At 37.3% G+C, this 20602-nt stretch carries 23 protein-coding genes; 12 read left to right on the top strand and 11 right to left on the bottom strand.

Features of this window, described 5'->3' with window-relative positions; all coding sequences use genetic code 11:
• Positions 1–185 precede the first annotated feature (185 nt).
• The 7 genes from LG402_RS18490 to LG402_RS18520 are packed head-to-tail and all read left to right on the top strand — an operon-like array spanning position 186 to position 4283.
• Positions 186–1268, top strand: a complete 1083-nt coding sequence (locus LG402_RS18490) for a hypothetical protein (protein WP_166539921.1) — start codon at positions 186–188, stop codon at positions 1266–1268.
• A gap of 49 nt (positions 1269–1317) precedes the next feature.
• Entirely contained in the window at positions 1318–1584 is a 267-nt protein-coding gene (sctF, locus tag LG402_RS18495) for a type III secretion system needle filament subunit SctF (protein WP_109408410.1), read from the top strand.
• Between the two features lie 21 nt (positions 1585–1605).
• Complete coding sequence (gene sctI / locus LG402_RS18500; RefSeq protein ID WP_166539920.1) at positions 1606–1893, top strand: type III secretion system inner rod subunit SctI; 288 nt, start codon at positions 1606–1608, stop codon at positions 1891–1893.
• A gap of 2 nt (positions 1894–1895) precedes the next feature.
• Entirely contained in the window at positions 1896–2669 is a 774-nt protein-coding gene (sctJ, locus tag LG402_RS18505; RefSeq protein WP_166539919.1) for a type III secretion system inner membrane ring lipoprotein SctJ, read from the top strand.
• A complete protein-coding gene (locus LG402_RS18510) occupies positions 2647–3204 on the top strand; it encodes a type III secretion protein (RefSeq protein ID WP_166539918.1) in 558 nt (185 codons plus the stop codon). Before sctJ ends, LG402_RS18510 begins: the two co-directional genes overlap by 23 nt.
• On the top strand, positions 3185–3856 hold the full coding sequence (locus LG402_RS18515) for a type III secretion protein (protein ID WP_166539917.1): 672 nt from the start codon (positions 3185–3187) through the stop codon (positions 3854–3856). The genes LG402_RS18510 and LG402_RS18515 overlap by 20 nt, the downstream gene beginning before the upstream one ends.
• Positions 3846–4283: a hypothetical protein gene (locus LG402_RS18520; protein WP_166539916.1), complete on the top strand. Its 438-nt coding sequence runs from the start codon at positions 3846–3848 to the stop codon at positions 4281–4283. Before LG402_RS18515 ends, LG402_RS18520 begins: the two co-directional genes overlap by 11 nt.
• Here LG402_RS18520 and soxR read toward each other — a convergent pair whose 3' ends face one another.
• Entirely contained in the window at positions 4284–4733 is a 450-nt protein-coding gene (gene soxR, locus LG402_RS18525) for a redox-sensitive transcriptional activator SoxR (protein ID WP_088494455.1), read from the bottom strand.
• Positions 4734–4843: 110 nt separating this feature from the next.
• Here soxR and LG402_RS18530 point away from each other — a divergent pair, with 110 nt between their 5' ends.
• The 5 genes from LG402_RS18530 to LG402_RS18550 all read left to right on the top strand — a co-directional run bounded on the left by LG402_RS18530 (position 4844) and on the right by LG402_RS18550 (position 10335).
• Complete coding sequence (locus LG402_RS18530) at positions 4844–5266, top strand: DoxX family protein (RefSeq protein ID WP_166539915.1); 423 nt, start codon at positions 4844–4846, stop codon at positions 5264–5266.
• Positions 5267–5311: 45 nt separating this feature from the next.
• Positions 5312–6418: an efflux RND transporter periplasmic adaptor subunit gene (locus LG402_RS18535; protein ID WP_227336110.1), complete on the top strand. Its 1107-nt coding sequence runs from the start codon at positions 5312–5314 to the stop codon at positions 6416–6418.
• Between the two features lie 12 nt (positions 6419–6430).
• On the top strand, positions 6431–9508 hold the full coding sequence (locus LG402_RS18540; RefSeq protein ID WP_227336111.1) for a MexW/MexI family multidrug efflux RND transporter permease subunit: 3078 nt from the start codon (positions 6431–6433) through the stop codon (positions 9506–9508).
• A 181-nt stretch (positions 9509–9689) separates the two neighbouring features.
• Positions 9690–10064 carry a type II toxin-antitoxin system RelE/ParE family toxin gene (locus LG402_RS18545; protein WP_166539912.1) on the top strand — a complete coding sequence of 125 codons (375 nt, stop codon included), beginning with the start codon at positions 9690–9692 and terminating at the stop codon, positions 10062–10064.
• Positions 10036–10335 (top strand): helix-turn-helix domain-containing protein, encoded by a 300-nt coding sequence (locus LG402_RS18550; RefSeq protein ID WP_166539911.1) that lies wholly within the window; start codon positions 10036–10038, stop codon positions 10333–10335. Before LG402_RS18545 ends, LG402_RS18550 begins: the two co-directional genes overlap by 29 nt.
• A 71-nt stretch (positions 10336–10406) precedes the next feature.
• Here the strand turns inward: LG402_RS18550 and LG402_RS18555 are convergent, their stop codons facing one another.
• The 10 genes from LG402_RS18555 to LG402_RS18600 all read right to left on the bottom strand — a co-directional run bounded on the left by LG402_RS18555 (position 10407) and on the right by LG402_RS18600 (position 20594).
• A complete protein-coding gene (locus LG402_RS18555) occupies positions 10407–11696 on the bottom strand; it encodes a protein-tyrosine phosphatase family protein (protein WP_227336112.1) in 1290 nt (429 codons plus the stop codon).
• Between the two features lie 203 nt (positions 11697–11899).
• On the bottom strand, positions 11900–12226 hold the full coding sequence (locus tag LG402_RS18560) for a DMT family transporter (RefSeq protein ID WP_004245856.1): 327 nt from the start codon (positions 12224–12226) through the stop codon (positions 11900–11902).
• Between the two features lie 83 nt (positions 12227–12309).
• A complete protein-coding gene (locus LG402_RS18565) occupies positions 12310–12726 on the bottom strand; it encodes a DMT family transporter (RefSeq protein ID WP_166539909.1) in 417 nt (138 codons plus the stop codon).
• A 35-nt stretch (positions 12727–12761) separates the two neighbouring features.
• On the bottom strand, positions 12762–13460 hold the full coding sequence (locus tag LG402_RS18570) for a hypothetical protein (RefSeq protein WP_227336113.1): 699 nt from the start codon (positions 13458–13460) through the stop codon (positions 12762–12764).
• A 17-nt stretch (positions 13461–13477) separates the two neighbouring features.
• Positions 13478–14122: a phosphate propanoyltransferase gene (locus LG402_RS18575; RefSeq protein ID WP_166539907.1), complete on the bottom strand. Its 645-nt coding sequence runs from the start codon at positions 14120–14122 to the stop codon at positions 13478–13480.
• Complete coding sequence (locus LG402_RS18580; RefSeq protein WP_166539906.1) at positions 14122–14625, bottom strand: BMC domain-containing protein; 504 nt, start codon at positions 14623–14625, stop codon at positions 14122–14124. The genes LG402_RS18575 and LG402_RS18580 overlap by 1 nt, the downstream gene beginning before the upstream one ends.
• Positions 14626–14638: 13 nt before the next feature.
• Positions 14639–15589 carry a choline TMA-lyase-activating enzyme gene (gene cutD / locus LG402_RS18585; protein WP_109408425.1) on the bottom strand — a complete coding sequence of 317 codons (951 nt, stop codon included), beginning with the start codon at positions 15587–15589 and terminating at the stop codon, positions 14639–14641.
• A gap of 100 nt (positions 15590–15689) precedes the next feature.
• Positions 15690–19118, bottom strand: a complete 3429-nt coding sequence (cutC, locus tag LG402_RS18590) for a choline trimethylamine-lyase (protein ID WP_166539905.1) — start codon at positions 19116–19118, stop codon at positions 15690–15692.
• Positions 19119–19174: 56 nt separating this feature from the next.
• Positions 19175–20323 (bottom strand): 1-propanol dehydrogenase PduQ, encoded by a 1149-nt coding sequence (locus LG402_RS18595; protein WP_166539904.1) that lies wholly within the window; start codon positions 20321–20323, stop codon positions 19175–19177.
• A gap of 7 nt (positions 20324–20330) precedes the next feature.
• On the bottom strand, positions 20331–20594 hold the full coding sequence (locus tag LG402_RS18600) for a EutN/CcmL family microcompartment protein (RefSeq protein WP_036934514.1): 264 nt from the start codon (positions 20592–20594) through the stop codon (positions 20331–20333).
• Between the last annotated feature and the right edge of the window lie 8 nt (positions 20595–20602).

Raw genomic sequence — 20602 nt, forward strand, 5'->3', positions numbered from 1 at the left:
TATAATAACATTAATAATTAGTGATAAATATGTACAATCATCCAGATTAGTTTAAATTTTACAAGATATTTTTATTAAAAAACACTTAAACTGTAAAATAATAAACCTTATTTTAAAAACAAATAAGATTAATTAAATTATTATCCAAACCTATTCACGGGAAATATTAATAAACAAAGTTATTTATGAGCAATTATATTTTTTATTATCTTTATATTTTAAACGGGCCATTAAAAGGCACAAAAACATCACTTTCATCTCATCACTATTCCATTTTGTTATATAACGGTGAAAATAGAGAAAATAGTGAACATAAAAATAAAATCAATTTATACATTCCTTTTGATGATGATTTCTCAAATGTAAATATTGATATTAAACTTGATCAAAAAAATGACAATGGTAATTTATTTACTATAAATAATAATAAGTTAGGGAAAATAAAAACAGAAAAATTAACATTAGATAATCCCATTTATTTAAATGATATTCCAATCTTATTGATTAGCAAATCAGATAATATAAACATTAACGAGTTGAATTTTAGTTTAAATAAAATGAAGGTAAAAACTTATTCTACTGTTTTTATTTTCATTTTTACTTTAATACTCAGTTTGTTTATTTTATATTACTTATTAAAAGATAATAAATTTATTGATGGAACAGTTGATATACCGATTCAGTTATCGCCTCTTAATTACAAGGGAGAAAACAATCATCTCTGCCTCTATGATGATTCAGTACCGGAATGGATAAAAACAGAAAATAGAGAAGGTGAATATATTTATGTTGATATTAATAAAATTAAAAATTCACTAATATCCAGACAGCATAAAATCAATCACTTGATTTTATCAAATAAAGAAAAACCAAAATTAATATTTATTTATCAAAATGAAATTGAAAAAGAAAAGGAGATAAATGCTATTCATCATCAATTTCCAGAAAATTGTTACCCTGAGGTTATTTCACTTTCTATGAATAATTTAATCAATGAAATCAATAAAATTTCTTTTATTCAAAAATCTGACTATGAAATAAAGAAAGATAAAAATAGGCTTGTATTAATATTTAATAGCAACTTATCTTATCAAGATAAATCAACGCTAAATCAATTTATAAAAAAACAAACATCCTTTTTTGGTAGAAAATTTATATTTTACCAAGAGAATATAGGTAAATCTGAATTACAAAATAAAACCATGCTACAAGAAAGTAAAGGCTATATCTTTATTGATAATAAACACCTTTATTTTCCTAATGGATAAAAATCTCACTTTTGATAATGACACTTTAATACTTTAAGAGAACGATATTATGTCAACTAGCCCAACAGGGAATGCGAATACTGAAGATGCAAGCTCAATTCAAAATATTGATGACTATTTTCAAAACCCCGTAAAAAACCAAAGCGAGGCTTTAAAGAAAGCCTTAGAGGCATTAAAAATGGATACGTCTAATGCTGCGGCATTAGCAGATTATCAGGCCAAACTTGCGGAATATAATATAACGCGAAATGCTCAATCAACATCCATTAAAGTCGTAAAAGATCTTGCCATGAGCATTATTGGTAATATGCGCTAACCTTTTATTTATGGAGTACCTATGGCAATTACGCCCATCACATCTATTAATTTATCCACTTTATCTGATACATCTGATGAATTAAGCCACAATTCATTGGCGTCCATAACGACAAAAAGTATTGCGGATAGTTTGCGATATGAACAACAGATACAAGAAAAACTTTCTACACTCAGTCAATTGACGGATGTTCAAAGTTATACCCAACTTCAAACAACGCTCAATGATTACACCATTACGATGAATCTCGCCAGCACATTGGTCAGAAAATCATTAAATGTTGTCGAAACATTATTAAAGGCACAATAGTAATGAGAGCTAAGTCTTTATTATGCGCGCTATTATTTTGTCTATTTCCATTGCTTTCGGGTTGTAAAGACCAATCACTTTTGACGGGCCTTAATCAACGCCAAACAACACAAGTACAGGCGGTATTGCAAAAACATCACATTACGACAACCCAAATCGCGCTGGGTAAAGGTTTATTCGATATTACAGTTAAAAAAGAAGATTTTGCCATTGCAGTACAAATTTTAGAACAATATCAACTACCAACCAATGCACGTATTGAAGTGACACAAATATTTCCTTCTGATGCATTGGTATCCTCACCTCAGGCAGAAAAAGCACGGCTGATTTCTGCACTTGAGCAACGCTTGGAACAATCCTTAATCACAATTGACCATATTATTGATGCAAGGGTTCATATCAGTTATCCCCTTTCATTATCAGAACGGGGAACTCCTGCTCCTCATGCCTCTGTGTTAATTTTTTATGAGGAAAATACATTGGATAGTGACCAACTTAGTGAAGATATCCGTGCTTTTATTAACAACGCATTTAGTGATATGAGCATAAATAATATTACTGTGTTACTTTACTCAAGAAATATAAATAAACTCACGAAGCCCAACTTAGTTATTCCCGATGAAAATCATTCAATTTTCTTTCAATATGGCTGGTTAATTGCGCTGATATCAATCAGTATCATTATTATTTCCGTTGTGCTGCTAATAAAGCATCGTCGAGAAAAAACAATATTGCGAGAGGAAAAGCAAAACCATGCTCACTCTTCAGCAATTTGAGCGGATATCTATCGTGATGTATGAACCATTACAATATATCCATCAAGATTATTATCAATTAGTAACACCCAATGACGATCTCATTTGGCAAAAGCTTTCAAACCGTCAACTTATTCAACAATACCATCTCAAAACCGAAATCGATTTTGATCTTGAGAATGATCCTGTAGCAAATAAACTGGTTACGCAATGGTCATACTTGCCTCAATGTGCGCTTTTTTTAGGATATCTTTTCTCATCATCAGCTCTTTTACAGGTTGATAATTACTATCAATTATCCCCTACATTACGTGCATTTCTTTCTCTAAAACCGATTTTATTTGCTGAAGAAAAAATAGATGACATGCTCGGAGAACCTCAACATATCGGCTATCAACTCTTATTAGATTTTATTTCTTCGATATCCAATGCGTTAGCACAACGCTTTGTACTCTGCTTCCCCAAAGAAAAAAAGCGAATTACGTTGCCTGCAAAACTGCATTTATCACATTCTATTTTCCTTTTGGTACTGAATTATGTTGCGATCCCTGCCTGAAACTCTTTTGAGTTATACCTGTGAGGGTGTGCTTATTCGTTCTCGCTATCTACGACAATTAGACAATATTCGTAGAATAGAGCAAATAACACATAAAAAGATAAAGAAACGGCTGATTGAACTTGAGAAAAAACAAGAATTACAATCTGTTGAAAATAAAAAACAGGCTTATGCTGAAGGGTTACAGGTATTATTAGGCGATATCCTGACGCTATGTACACAATATCACACCGAATTATGTCGTCACGAAATACAACAAAGAGAATTAATTGTTCAAGAAATTGCCCACTATTTTCAATCACCACAAATGCAAATAGAACTAACAAAACATCTGATCACCACAGTACCAACAGATACTAAATTAACATTAGAGATCCCGAAAACACTGCGTTCTTATGTGGAAGAATTACTTAATGGCCAAGACGTTGAATTGATCTTTCATAATGAATCTACACTTTCTATCAATTCAGGATCACACGTTGTTTTTTTTGATCCCCCTTTATTCACTCAAGATCTGAAAAAACAGTTCCATCAATACTATTGCGAGAAAAATCATATGCTGTTTTCTCAAGAAGTGAAAATGCGATTATTGGCTTATATACAAGAGTTTGATGAAAACACAGTAGATAAAGGTACTCACGATGAAAATTGATCCTCAATATATTACTCATCAAATTAATAATGCAAAAGCGACATCTCATCGTCCATCATCAGCATTAATGACAAAAAAAGAGGATCCCTTACAAGCCTCTCTTAACCAAGATTTTTATCAACAGTTGCAAAATCTCAATCTTAACAATGCAAAAGATATTCTTCATTTTTTAGTACAGTATGAAGTTAAAAATAGAGATAACCAAACAATTAAAGAAAATCGCCAACGAGCCATCTTAATGTATGCACGTCAACAAAGTGCTTTAGAACACACAGAAAACCAAGATGAAATTAATCAGGCCTTGGTTTCATTTCTCTCTTATCAAGGTTTTTATCATCAGATTACCCTCGAATTATTGGGAATGACAGACAACCAAGATACTTATGAGGGATTTTTCAAACCAGATAGTACATCGTTTTCATTTTGATTATAGGATCTGAGGCCCTGCACCCTTTTCACCTAAAATATCATCAGGATTGCGCAACGGACAATCACTCAATGATAGACAACCACAGCCAATACAGTGGTCAAGCCCGTTACGTAATCGTTTAAGACGACGAATGCGTTCATCTAGTCGCACTTTCCAATCCGTTGATATTTCGTGCCATTGTTCTGCTGTTAATTTACTATTTGGCGGATATTTTCCCAATATTTCTTGAATTTCTTTTAACGGAATTCCCGTACTTTGAGCCGCCTTGATAATTGCCACATAACGCAATACAACCGGTGGGTAACGCCGCTGATTACCTGCACTTCGATAACTCTCAATTAACCCTTTTTCTTCATAAAAATGAAGTGTTGAAATAGCAACACCACTACGTTTTGCCACTTCACCTACTGTAAGTGCTCTATTGAAATCTATTTTCTCTTTTTCCATCTTTTCCTCTTGACCTCAACTTAACTTGAGGTTTTATAGTCCTCTCCTCAAATTAAGTCAAGCCAGTGGGATGCTGGTTTTTGTTTTTTAAGATTGTTGAGGTCAGATGAATGCCAAGTTCAGTTGCACGTATTCTCGAAAGCCATTCTTTATGGTTTATCGCTAGATTACTTATTCTTGTTTTATTTCTTTCTTCTGGCTTTGCCAAAGTCTTTGATTACGAGAATAGTTTGGCGGAAATGCGCGCTGCGGGATTGGAACCTGATTGGTTTTTTAATATTGCCACTGCGATCGTCTTATTTTGTGGCTCACTTTTAGTGCTTTTCGATCGCTATCTATGGCTAGGTGCTGGCGCTTTAGCTGTCTTTTTATTTTTAACTATTGTGATTGTTCATACCTTTTGGGATATGACGGGAGATAAAGCCATGCTGTCGATGTTTTTTGCAATAGAGCATCTAGCCGTTATTGGCGGGTTAATGACCACAGCCATGGCAAGTCATTTCAGAGCGTTATGGAAAAAAGCTAACGCATAAAACCATAAAAAATAGAAAAACAGTCACTATGAGATCAACAATAATATGAATAAGAAACTTACTCTTACTGTATGTGCTTCACTCTTTTTACTCAGTGCAGGAGCTGCGGTTTATGCAACTACGTCATCTGATGAGGATTCATCACAGCAATTTGCTTACCCCCCTACTAAAGTGGCATTAGCAACCGTACAATCATCAAAATTACCAAACAATATGCAAGGTGTTGGGGAATTAGAAGCCGCACGCCAAGTCTATTTAGCCGCTGAAACCAATGGTCGAATTGCTGTGATTAATTTTGATTCAGGACAAACGGTTAAAGCCGGTCAAGTTTTAGCTAAATTAAATGATGAACCTGAACAAGCGGAATTATTGCGTTTACAAGCACAATTAACTAACGCGGATAAACTCTACTCCCGCACAAAACAGCTTTATAGTAAAAATGTCGCAGCCGCTGCGCAATTAGACAGTACATTATCTGAGCGCGATATGATCGCCGCATCCATTCGTGAAGTGAAAGCGCGAATTGCACAGAAAGCAATAAAAGCACCTTTTGATGGCATTGTTGGAATAAAACTTGTTCATGAAGGACAGTATCTCAATGCGGGTGAACGTGTTGCATCTTTAGTCGATGCGAGTCATTTAAAACTGAATTTCTCACTTGATGAGCAAGCTGCTCCCAAAATTTCCGCAAAACAGCCCATCAATATTGAGGTCGATGCTTATCCAGAGATGGTATTTACAGGCTCTATTAATGCCGTCGATCCTCTTATTGGTCCATCTCGTACTGTACAAGTACAAGCTGTTTTACCTAATACCGATAACATATTAAAAGCGGGCATGTTTGCTCGTGTACAAGTTACTTCTCCAGATAGTCCTATGGTATTAACCGTACCAGAAACGGCAGTTACTTATACTGCCTATGGAGATACCGTGTTTGTAGCGCAATCTGACAATCAAAAAAACCTTATCGCTAAGCGTGTCTCTGTGAAAGTTGGATTGCGCTACAACGGCATGATTGAGATAAAAGAAGGCTTATCCCTTGGTGATCAAATTGTCTCATCTGGCCAAATTAAATTAAGTGATGGCATTTCAATTGAACCTATTGAGCAAGATACATTAACACTAGCTCAATCAGCGACAACAAAACCATAACGGGAGTTAATAATGAAATTTACCGATATTTTTGTTCGGCGACCTGTTTTGGCATTAGTTGTTAGCACATTGATCCTGTTACTGGGCGCATTTGCGTTCAGTAAACTGCCAGTTCGTCAATACCCTATGTTACAAAACTCAACAATTACGATTGCAACAGATTATCCTGGTGCTTCGTCTGAATTGATGCAGGGATTTGTTACCCAACCAATTACACAAGCGGTTTCCTCTGTTGAGGGAGTTGATTATATTTCTTCATCTTCAGTACAAGGTAAAAGCTTAGTTACCGTCAGAATGGAGTTAAACCGCGATCCAACTCAAGCTTTGACGCAAGTAATGGCGAAGGTAAATCAAGTTCGTTATAAGCTGCCAGAACAAGCTTATGATCCGGTGATCGAACTTTCATCAGGAGAATCTACAGCGGTAGCTTATGTGGGTTTCTCAAGTGAACAGCTTTCTATTCCCGAACTCACAGACTACCTTTCTCGCGTTGTTGAGCCGATGTTTTCATCCATTAATGGCGTTGCTAAAGTGCAAGTATTTGGTGGTCAACAATTGGCCATGCGCTTGTGGTTAGATGCAGACAAACTGGCTGGTCGTAACTTAACGGCAAGCGATGTCGCAAATGCAGTACGCCGTAATAACTATCAAGCTGCCCCAGGTAAAGTAGAAGGCGAGTTTGTAATTGCCAACGTTTATGTCAATACTGACCTCACTAATGTCGAAGAATTTAAAGACATGGTTATCATTAATGATGGCAATAATCTTGTACGTTTGCGTGATGTCGGTACTGTCGAATTAGGTGCTGCGGCCACTGAAACCAGTGGTATTATGAATGGTAAAAAAGCCGTATTTTTAGGTTTATTCCCGACACCAACAGGCAACCCACTCGTGATTGTTGATGGTATTAGAGATCATCTTGTTGATATTCAAAAAACCTTACCCCCTAGTGTCGATGTAGAACTGGCATTTGAAACCTCACGTTTTATCAAAGCCTCTATTAACCAAGTAGTACAAACCTTAATTGAAGCGATTTTAATCGTTATTGCGGTTATTTATCTCTGTTTGGGATCGTTCCGTTCTGTTCTTATTCCTGTACTTGCCATTCCGTTATCGATGCTAGGTGCTGCCGGATTAATGCTTGCCTTTGGCTTTAGTATTAACTTGCTCACCTTGCTAGCAATGGTTTTAGCCATTGGACTTGTCGTAGATGATGCAATAGTCGTTGTTGAAAATGTGCATCGCCATATTGAAGAGGGTTTATCGCCTGTTCAAGCCGCTTTAGTGGGGGCGAGAGAAGTTGCCGGTCCTGTAATTGCAATGACGATCACTTTAGCCGCTGTTTATGCTCCGATTGGTTTAATGGCTGGATTAACAGGCGCATTATTTAAAGAATTTGCCATAACGCTGGCAGGTAGTGTGATTGTATCCGGTATTGTGGCATTAACTTTATCCCCCGTGATGAGCTCATTAATGCTAAAACCAAAAGAAAATGAAGGCAAAATGGCTAAAATGGCTGAGTTTGTTTTCGATAAACTGGCTCATTATTATGGTTACGTGCTTAATTTTTCTTTAGCTAATCGCTGGTTAACCGTTGTTTTTGCCATAGCTGTGTTCGTCAGCTTACCGTTTTTATATAGCCAGACAAAACAAGAGCTAGCACCTTCAGAAGATCAGGCTAGTGTCTTAACTGCCGTAAAAGCACCACAACATGCAAACCTTGCCTATGCTGAACGCTTTAATCAGAAGCTTGATGAAATTTATATGAGTCTGCCTGAAACAGACAGTACATGGATAATTAACGGTACAGATGGGCCTTCAGCCAGCTTTGGTGGTATTAACTTTGATGGTTGGGATTTACGTGATCGCAACGCAGATCAAATCCAAGCTGATTTACAAAATCGCGTCAACAATGTGGAAGGAACCAGTATTTTTGCTTTCCAATTAGCCTCTCTACCCGGCTCAGTGGGTGGATTACCTGTACAAATGGTGCTACGTAGTCCATTAGGTTACCCCGTTTTGTTTGAAACAATGGAACAAATAAAACAACAAGCAAGAGAAAGCGGTTTATTTGTCGTGGTAGATAGCGATTTAGATTACAACAATCCCGTTGTTCAAGTTGCCATAGATCGAGCTAAAGCCAATAGTTTAGGCATTCGTATGCAAGATATTGGTGAATCACTCTCACTATTAGTGGGTGAACACTATATTAATCGTTTTGGTATGGATGGCCGCTCTTATGATGTGATCCCACAAAGTGTACGTCACCAACGTTTAACGCCTGCAGCTCTTGCGGGGCACTATATTCGTACTCAAGATAATGTTTTGATCCCATTATCAACCGTTGTGAATATTACGACTCAAGTTGAACCCAATAAACTGACACAGTTTAATCAACAAAATGCAGCTATTTTCCAAGCGATCCCCGCACCCGGTGTAACAATGGGGCAAGCGGTCGCTTTTCTTGAAACCGTGGCTAATTCATTACCTGCAGGTTTTAGCCATGATTGGCAATCTGATTCTCGCCAATTTACTCAAGAAGGAAATACGTTAGTCTTTGCTTTTATTGCCGCACTTATCATTATTTACTTAGTGTTAGCTGCACAGTATGAAAGTTTGGTCGATCCTTTGATTATCTTAATTACTGTACCGCTATCAATTTGTGGCGCATTAGTCCCTCTCGCTTTAGGGATGGTGACGCTAAATATCTACACTCAAATTGGTTTAGTCACACTAATAGGGCTTATCAGTAAGCACGGTATTTTAATGGTGGAATTCGCTAATGAATTGCAAGTTCATAAAAATCTAAACCGTCGGGATGCCATTATTGAAGCAGCAAAAATCCGCTTACGTCCTGTCTTAATGACCACTGCAGCAATGGTTATTGGGCTTATTCCTCTTTTATTTGCCAGTGGTGCTGGGGCGAATAGTCGCTATGGATTAGGGCTGATTATTGTGTCAGGCATGTTAGTCGGCACACTGTTTACTCTGTTTGTGTTACCAACGATGTATAGTTTCTTGGCTCGAAACCATCAAATCAGCGCTCAAACTGAGCGTCAAAAGCAGTTACAGCAAGTCAGTGAGCAATAAAACTAAAAATAACAAAAAGTAATATCGTAAAACCAATCCCCATTGTGAATACAATGGGGATTTTATTTATTAATGGGAATGCTTTGAAAAATAAACACTACCTTGCTACTCTGACGAGCATTAAAATATAAGCTGTAGCTTATCATCCTGTAAATAAGTTATAACTTATATTAGGTGAGCTGTGTGGAATGTATTCTTTACAAATAATTTCGATTCTTGGTTATTAGAACAAAACATCGAGTTACAAGAACGCGTTTTAGCGGCCTTACAGAATTTAGAGGTTTATGGGCCTAGGTTACCAAGACCATATGCTGATAACATCAAAGGTTCAAAATATCCGAATATGAAAGAGCTTCGAATACAACACACAGGAAAACCTATACGAATATTTTTTGCGTTTGATCCAACTAGAAGAGCCATTGTGCTATGTGCAGGAAATAAAGCTAACAATAAGAAATTTTACCAAACGATGATCCATATAGCGGATCGAGAATTTACCTCATATCTTTTATCAATAAGAGAAGACAATGAAAACACTTCAACAAGCTATCGCTGAACGTTCTCCTGATAGCCAAGAACGCATAAAAAAAATGGCTGATGAATTGATACTAGAAACAGGGCTGCAAATCTTAAGAGAAGAGTTAAATATTTCGCAAAGAGAACTTGCTACCCATTTAGGAATTTCTCAACCTGCGATTACCCAAATAGAGCAAAGAGGTAACGATCTAAAACTAGCAACATTAAAACGCTATGTTGAAGCTTTAGGCGGTAAACTTAGCTTAACGATTGAATTACCTACTGGTGAAGATCGTGTTTTCCATCTTTAAATTTAAAGAGATAACAAAGAGTAATATCGTAAAACCAATTCCCATTGTGAATACAATGGGAATTTTATTTATTAATGGGAGTTATTTTTTAATAATGAAATACCGTTTGCTAAAGCAAATGCTGTTAATTCTGCAAGTTGTCTAATTTCATATAGTGCTAATGGTGTTCTTTTTTCTCTTATCTCATGCACCATTTCTTCTAAACTTGTTTTGTTTTTTTCATCAGGTGACATATTCATCATTCTTTCAACGAGAAGCATTTCTATCGTTCTTCCAATACCACCAAGACAGTGAACTAAACTATTTGAATTAGCAGACGGCTTTATTTTTTCTTTTATAGAAAAAAGTGTCATTTCTAATTGAGTTGCATCTACTTCAGTATGATCTTTCCAATTAGGAATATGAACAAAATTTATTTTTTGAGTTCCCTGCGAGGAGTTTACTATCTTAGGATAAATTGTATAGTTCAATATATAGTCTTCATCTTTAACGATTATATTTTCTTTAGAGGTCTGACTTTTTACATTTACATCATTATAACTACTGTTACTCTCGAAATATTTTACATTTTTAATTTTATTTTTAATATCATCATCTGATGCAAGAATATAAACAGTCTCAATTTTATTTTCTATTAGAGAGTTTAAATAATTAGCCATGTTTTTTACATCATTTTTAGGGTATTGCGAAGCAACCCTTAAAGAGTTCTCTTGAGTACCGCTAATTATATTAGCGGGTAGTTTTTCATTATTATATTTTAATAGATTTTCATTACATAAATTCATCCCAAACCTAGAATTATCTATTTTTTCATATCGAGAAGATAAATAATTATTTGAAATTAAATTATTAAATAATATCTTACACGTATTTAAAATATTCACTATATCTGGGGCATCACTTTTTAGTTTACTGTTTACAGCCGTTAAAAAATCCGAAGAATTCGCTATGTTACGATTACCTTTCTCATCAAAAATATAAGCTGCAGGTTTTAAGATACTAAATGATTTTGTCTGAATAGGTACTTGTGTACTCAAATCCTGTGTAGTATTTCTTAATTCTCTAGGTGGTAAGTTTGGCGGATTATTCACTTTAACGCTCTTAGGCGGTAAAGCAGGCAGATTAGCAATACTACTTGGTTGATTATATATTTGTTGAATTTTAGTAGTGTTATTTAATTTAGGAGATCCCCCTATCATCGTTCTTGGTGCTAAATTAGGTGTATGCAACTGTTGGTTGGTGTTTCTAATATGACTAATACTATTATGATCGACATTCTCTTTCTTAACATACCTCATTTCTAAATCTCTATTTATTTTTTCAACATTTGGGCGGCTAAAAAAATTTACGATTGAAAACATATTTGACCCTTTTATAATTTACATTTAAATAAAAACCTCCAAATGTTATATTCACTTAAATTTTTAAATATAAAAAAAACATCTTTTTATAGCTAATGTTCATTTTAAGAAATACAAAAAACATAAAAATGCCGATACAGTTTAATAATATATCGGCATTTAAGTTAAAAAGGTAAAATCACTATCTAATTGATGAAGTTAGCTTACATTGTAGAAAATGTATTCATAATTATCCCACCAGAGATAATCAATGCCATCGAGAATATAGCTGGTAAATCTGGTTTTTGTTTATATAAAATCATCGCAACTAACGTCACACCCACAATACCAAAACCACACCACAGTGAATACGCTACACCCACAGGGATATATCCCATTGCACGCGTCAAGGCAAAATAACAAATACAGTAAGCAGCAATAACTAAAACAGAAGGCGCTAATTTACTAAAGCCATTTGTTTTTTTGATCATAGACGTGCCTGTGATTTCAGAACCGATAGACAGCGCCAGCCATAAGAATCCGGTAAACATAATTGTTATCCTTATTTATTTTAATAAACACTTATTTATCAAAAAATAGTTTTATTAAAAAATAGATTTATTAAGAAATAGATTTATTTATTAACTGGCGATGCAGTCTGTTTAATATTAGGAGTTTCAGTTGTTTCTTCTTCCTCTTCTTCTGATCCCATTTTGGAGAAGAGATTCATAATCACAATACCACTGGCAATAACAGCCATACCTATCATTGCCGCAGTATCAGGATGTTGACCATAAAACAACATACCTAAAGAAGAAACCACTAATATACCTGTACCAGACCATGTTGCATAAGCTAAACCAACTGGAATATTTTTCACTGCACGCGATAATGAGTAATAACAAATAACATAAAGAACAACAATTAAGCATAATAATAATGTTTTAGTTGTACCTTCACTATTATCAAACATTTTTAAGGTAGAGGTTGCTGAGGTTTCTGAAATAATAACCGCCAGCATCCAAAGCCATGATTTAGCTTTTGGTGACATAATAAGACTCCTGAGTTATCAGATATAGTTTAATATTAATTTTTTAAGCTTTTTAAATATTCAATAGCAGAATCTGTCAATTTACCTTGTGATAAACAGTATTCTCCAGGCTTATTCATTACTTCATTTAAAGTAATATAGCGATTATTATTTTCTTTTTTGATTTCAGGGTAACATTCAGTTTCTTTATTATGATTATTATCAATCAAGTGAGTTTCTATTTCATTGATGGAATAAAAAGAAACACCTAATAACTTTAATCTATTAATATTTTCCTGAATAAGCAGGTTGTACTCTTTATTTTTATTTAAACCTAAAATCTCATTTAATTCACTTTCTGGTTGGCAAAAATAAGGTAATGCAATGACAGGAATATTTTGAGCAAGTGCAGAATGAATTAGCTTTCCTTCTTCACTTATAAATAACCCGTTAATAATTTCACCCACCAGCTTTTTATCAAAATAAGGAACAAACAGTGCATGGTAAGTCGATAACTGCTGGCAATCGAACTCACTCGCATTATGTATTTCCCCTAGATGACGCCATTTCGACAAATCATGACTGACTTGTGCCTGTGTTGTGACAAAAAGAGAAAATCGAATATCAGAAAAAGTGTTGATACGTTGACAGATTTCATCTTGGTATCCCGGTGCAAGGGTAAGTGCTAACAATACCGACTTTTTCATTCTTTTTTCTATTTCAGCAACAATCCTTTCAATTAACTGATTGTCCATTACGTCACCTCATTGTCTTAGCTGACAATAAATACGCTATCGTTGTTACGAAGCCCAGCAGCATTAGCTTCATCAGTATCTATATGAAACTCAAGGGCAAACTTTTCACTAACACGAACAACGACTTCATCAAAAATCAGGCTACGCTCACCTTCTGTTTTTACATGTACCTTTTGTCCATTGATGACGTTTAACATTCTGGCGTCAATTTCGCTCATATGAATATGGCGTTGTGCGCAAATGACTTGTTCTTTTAATTCAACATGACCCGCTGGCCCCATTAAAACAGCATTGCCAGAACCAACTAAATCACCCGATTCACGTACTGGTGCTTTTATACCTAATGCAAAACAGTCAGCTTTTGAAATTTCTAATTGGCTTTGCGGACGAACTGGTCCTAAAACACGAACTTTACTGATCGAGCCTTTAGATCCCACAACAATCACACACTCTTTTGCTGCAAACTGACCCGGTTGTTTAAGATCTTTAAACGGAGTGAGTTGATAACCTTTGCCAAATAATGCTTCAACATCTTGTTGTGAAAGATGCACATGTCGATTAGAAATACCAACAGGGATTGCCATTCCTTGAGTTCCTCCCGACATCACGCCATGTGCAGGCAAACGAGAGAGGATTTTTCCCATGAGTTGTTGATTAATCATTATTTTTTACCTTTACGGCCTTCTGGTTTGATCTCTTTCTTACTGCTTTGTACTTTGTCTGTTGTAGCTTTAGTTTCAGCAGCAATATTTTGAGCCTGTAAATCTGCAACGGCTTTTGTGGCCTCTAGCTTCTCAACTTCGTTTTTAACCGGGGCTTCAACGATTGTTTCAACGACTGTTTCAAGAGCAATTTCTGGCTTTTTTTCAGTAACAACCGGTGCTTTTTTCTTACTTTTTATGGTTAGTAATTTGGTGATAACACTTGGTTCTGGCCTTGCAATAACTAATGAACCAATCACCAGCTCTTTTTGGCTAACCACATCAACACCATGATCAACCGCAGTCCTTACTGCACTGATCTCGCCTTGAAAACAAATTGATACCAACCCAGATCCTACTTTTCGGTATCCTATAATTTCCACGTTTGCCGCTTTACAAGCTGCATCAGCCGCTTGAATGGCTGCGGTTAATCCTCGTGTTTCAATCACACCTAAACTGTTCATCTTTCTCTCCTACTTAGTGACGGACAAGACGGATATCGAAATCAAATTTCTTAAAGAAGGCTTCTAAACTGTCTAACTCTTCTGGTGTATAACTAGGATCGGTTTTTATTGGGTAGATCATTTCCAATTTTTCGTATTTATTACGCCCAAATTGATGATACGGAAGAATATCAATACGCTGAATATTGCCGCGTTTTGATAGCTCCATCGCGTAATTAATTGCTCCTGTAATTGCATCATAAGAGTCGTTATAACCTCTAACTAATGGCATACGAATAACCACATTGGCACCGAGATCCATTAAACGTTCTAAATTACGACGGACATTTTCATTACCAACGCCAAACAACGCTTTATGCTGAGTAGTATCAATGTGTTTGATATCAATCAGAAATTGATCAACGACTTCCGCTAATTTTTCATAATTCGCCACGTTAGTGGTCGCTTGCGTCTCCACTGCGGTATTGATCATCATCTTTTTACATTCTCGTAAAAGCGCAACCGCGAAATCAGTTTGTAGACTCATTTCACCGCCCCCGATTGTGACACCACCCCCTGAAGAGATGTAAAAGTCATAATCTTGCATGATGATTTTCATTAGTTCAGAAACAGAAACATCTTTTCCCATAATATCAAGAGCATCTGAAATACAGACCTCTTCACATTTACGGCAGCCGATGCAATCAACGCCACGATCAACACGGTGAACTTGCTTACCATTTTCATTGGTTGTCATGTAATGCACACCCGCAGGACAAACATCGACGCATTTACCGCAATCCACACACTTGTCGTGAGAGTACATCACTTGAAATTGACTGCTGAGACCTTCTGGATTGGAACACCAAGGGCAGCGGATATTACAGCCTTTTAAGAAAACGAGAGTACGAATACCATCACCATCATAAATAGAGTATTTTTGGATATTAAATATCCGCCCTCTTATTTCTGCTGCCGTCTCCATCTTTACGCCTCCAAATCTGCATCAAACATCCCTGTTCGATAAATTTAAATCTTGTCTTGTCGATTAAAAGGGATAGCCTGCGCCATCCCTATGGCTGTAATTAGAATTTCTCAATCACAGTACGACTGATAATTTCATCCTGAACTTCTTTACATAATTCAACGAAGTAAGCACTGTAGCCAGCAACACGGACAATTAAGTCACGGTATTTTTCAGGCTCTAATTGCGCTTTTTTCAGTACTTCATTATCGACATAGCTAAATTGCATCTGGCCATTACCTAAAATGGAAGCCGTTCTTAATAAGGTAATTAAACCTTGGCGGCCTTCATTGGTATCTAACAATCCTTTCAGGAATTTGAAGTTATGAACCATTCCGATATTCATGGTTTCAACATTCATTTTACTGATTGATTTAATAATCGCTGTTGGGCCATGTTTATCCGCACCTTGGGTTGGGCTGATACCATCTGATAATGGTTTCCATGCCAAACGACCATTTGGTGTAGCTGCGGTTAATTCGCCAATTGGCGTATTGTTAGAGATAGACAACGTGCCATGACTGAATGTGGAGTAGAGCATCTTATATTTACGACATTCACGCTCAGTCCATTCCGTTATATCCAACGCATATTGGTCAACAACATCATCATCGTTACCAAATTTCGGTGCGTTCAAGCAGTCACGTAATAACTCTTCTTGGCCTTCAAAATTCGCCAATAGACCGTCACGAATTTGTTCTAACGTGTATTTTTTATCTTCATAAACTAATTTACGAATAGCGGCCATTGAGTCCACATAAGTCGCTAAACCGGAGAAAATCAGACCTGGGCCATGGTTCACCATTGCACCACCTGCGGTCACATCTTTACCTTGTTCCATACAGCCTTCAACCAGTAAAGACATTAATGGTTTTGGTGCAATATCACGGTGAACACGTTGGCTGATCACTGTACCAATTGCCGATAAACGAACGATATGCGCTACTTGCTCTTTTACAGCGCGATCGAAATCTTCATAAGTACGCAGGTCACGTAAATCACCTGTATCTAGACCTTGATAGCTATCAAACAGCACCATACGACCGCGGTTTAATACAAACTCAATCGCGATAGGCCATTGGGTATAACCTGTTGATGTCCATTGATAAATACGGCCTGATTTTTGTGGTTCAACACACCCCATCAAGCAGTAGTCACGCGCATCTTCAAAATCGAAGCCTTTACGCAACATCATCTTGATATGAGAATCATCGAAGTGACATGCAGGGAAGCCCATACCGGCTTTAACCACATCAACAATTTTTTCCATGTATTGCTGTGGTGATTGGTTATGAATACGACATGCTAATGATGGTTGATACACTTTTACAAAACGTACAGCATCCATAATTAGGTACGTTAAATCATTACACGCATCGCCACCTGTACGTTTTTGTCCACCGATGGTTAAGTTGATAAATGGTTGATAACCAGCAAAATATTTCGCACCTAACTCACTCGACATCCACATTAATTCAGCACATTTGATGATAAAGGCTTGCATCATTTCCAGTGCTTGCTCACGAGTTAAACGCCCTGATTTGATGTCGTTTTCATACATTGGGAAGCAGTATTGGTCTAAGCGACCTAAAGAAAGACCCGTTTGGTTTTCTTCAACTTCAAACAATGACTCGACTGTCCAAATACTTTGCAAGGCTTCTTGCAGTGTTTTTGGTGGATTTGCGGGTACATTTTCGTTGACTTGAGCAATCGTCAGTAGCTCTTCACGACGTTGAGGATTGCTCTCTTTTGATGCTAATTCACGTGCATGTTCTGCAATGCGATGTGCATAAGCAATCACACCTTCACAGCTTTCAATAGAGGCTTTATAGAAGTAGATACGGTCAATATCAGCTGGATTTTCCATGCTTAATTCAGCTAATTTGGCTTGCGCATCGGCTTTAATACCGTTCATACCTTTGGTGAATAACAGAACGTCATAACCTGGGCAAGTATCGCCACCACCATTGATTTGGTGATAAGAAAGATCACTCACAAAGGTTTCACCACTAAATTCCCACACACCTGCTTCGCGATATTGAGCTTCACAGATCTCATCCAGAGAGCGCCCTTCCCAGAATGGAACAATCTCTTCACGAATAACTTTTTTGTCTTCTTCTGAAATTTGGAATGGATCTTGTGGACGCGTGCTCATAGTATCGAGTTCATCACGAACCCAACGCCATGCGATATCAGGAGAGAAAGCGCCAGCACGCGGTTTTCCACAAGGGTGTCCAACAATCAGCTCTTCATCTTGAATTAAAATAGGTGCGGTTTCACAAGCACGACGGAATGCTTTTGCACGTAGTAAAATCGGTGGTAAACCTGGATTATTACGAGCAATCTCAGTAAATGCTAATGCTCTGTAGATAGAAACGCTTGGACGTGCTTCTAAATAACGGTTACGTAAACGTTGTAAGCGAGGTGTTAAACCTTCCATCACTTTGAATTCGCTCGCGTCTGCCGTTGGTGCAACAACACTTGCTGAAGGTGCAGCATATTGTGGCTGTGAATTCATACGACCGTTGTATAAACGCACTTGCAGTGAACTGTGTAATGTTGACAAATTCGCGCGCGCTGATAGCAACATTTCTGATAATTCGTTGATGCTTACTCGGGGATCGTTAATATCAACACCCTGAGTCATGGCATCAAACATTGGATAGCCATCAACTTCTTTGGTCGCACGTACTTCGGAAAGCTCTGCTAATTTCAGCCAAACACTTTCAACGATTTCATAAGCCTGTGCTTGTGTTAAACGACCTTGGTCGAGATCACGTTGATAGAATGGATAAAGTGCTTTATCAAATCCCATTGGATTGATGGCATAACTGCCATTTTCCAGATGTAAGACTAATTGCAGTAAATAGAAAACTTGAACTGCTTCTTTAAAGGTTTCTGCTGGTTTTGCTGGTACTTTACGTAATACCGCAGCGCTATCTAATAATTCTGCTTTACGGTATGGGTTACCTTCCATTGCAGCTAAATTCTCTGCTTTTGCAGATAGAATTTGTGCAAAATATAGTGCTGCATCACATGCATAAATAGCTGATTTACAGTAATTAGCTTCATCCATACTGCTACGATTTACGGCACTACCAATGCTTCTAATTCTGTCTTCAAGCTGAGCTTTAATTGCTAAGAAACCTTGGTTTACCACCAGCATGTAATCAGGTGATGCAACGCTATTGTTAATACTTAAGAAACGGTAGATAGAGTCGCTACGCACTTCTTCTTCAGTGTGGAAAATCGCGCCACGTGGTGTTGATGATTGACTGCCGATAATCAATTCATCTTGTGCAATGTAGCTTGGAAAATGACGAATAAATTCATAAAAACGTTGCGCAGGTTTAATCGCTTGGGGCACACCTGCAATGCTGTTGTCTAATGAATCAAAAATGGTTGCACGCTCTGTGCTGATGGAGCTATTACGTGAAACTAAACGTTCTGCCAGCATTTTTACGCGTGGCGTCAAAGAATATTTGCCCATGTGAGGCTCTCCTGATGTTCTTTACTTGACCTAATCGGTATTAATTCGGTTGAGCATTAACTGTGTGATACACCGGCAAATGCCTGACGATACAATGTTTCTAATTGGTGTGTGTTTACGTCACGCGGATTTGTCGGCGTACAGCTATCTCGTAAAGCCTGTCCGACCATTTCCGTTAAACGGGCATAAAAGTCCGCTTCACTGACACCGGTATCGCGAATACTCTTCGGCATACCCATTTCATCTTTCAATACATTAATAGCGACGATTAAACTGGTGACCCCTTCTCTTACCGTATTAGCCGGAAGTCCTAGGCTTTGAGCAAGATAGGCGTAACGTTTGGCTGCTTCGCTATTACAATCACCATGAAAATTCGCATTAAAAGCAATAACATGCGTCATCAATAACGCATTTGCTCTACCGTGAGGAACGTGAAATACACCGCCTAATGCGTGAGCAAGACTGTGTGTAATACCCAGCGAGGCGTTAGTAAATGCCATTCCTGCAATGCAAGATGCGTTATGCATTTTTTCACGGGCAAGTAAGTTGTCACCTTGATGATGGCAATCAATAAGATGGCTAAACACTAACTTGACGGCTTTCTCTGCCATTGCATCAGAAAAATCAGAAGCAGCTTTAGAAACATATGCTTCTAGTGCATGGCAAAGCACATCCATTCCCGTATCAGCAGTAATTGCTGGCGGTACAGACTTCACCAACTCAGGATCGAGAATGGCGACATCAGGCAACATAAACTCATCAACCAAGACCAATTTTTCACTGCGTGACTTAATCACTGAAAATGAGGTCACTTCCGAACCTGTACCACTGGTGGTTGGGATCGCAATAAATTGTGGTTTTGTTCTGTTGCTCTCTTTACGGGTATGCCAGAGGGAGTACATAACGGCTTTCGCGGCATCAATCACCGACCCACCACCGAGTGCGATAACCAAATCTGGATAATGGGCATCCATGATTTTCATACCACTCACAATGGCTGAAATATCAGGATCTGACGCAACATCATCGTAAACTTGGAACTCGATACCCCGTTGCAATAATTTATCGGTAACTTTATTTGCAAAGCCAAACTTCACCATTGCTTTATCTGTCACCACAAATGCGCGGCGGGCAGTTAACCCAGAGAGAAAATTCAGTGCATTGGTGCCAAACTGAATTTTGGGTTTTATCAGAAACTCACTCATGTCGTTATTACTCCTTACTGTCCCGATAAACCTTCTCAACAATGGCAACCACTGACATCGCTTTGTAACGTTCTTTGTTCAGTGCAAAATATTCTTCAGCCAACACAACATCGTTGATACCTGCACCTACACTATCCACTGCCACATAAGTTTTGTTTTTCAGTGGCTTAAGCTCATCATCTAAAGTGGCAATCATTAATAAATTGCTACCTTTAAGTTCTGGGCTTTTTTGTGTCGCTACTACGTGTCCGATTACCTTTGCGAGGATCATGGTTTATA

Origin of the sequence: Proteus sp. NMG38-2 (genome assembly GCF_020640995.1) — a bacterium.
Lineage (GTDB): Bacteria > Pseudomonadota > Gammaproteobacteria > Enterobacterales > Enterobacteriaceae > Proteus.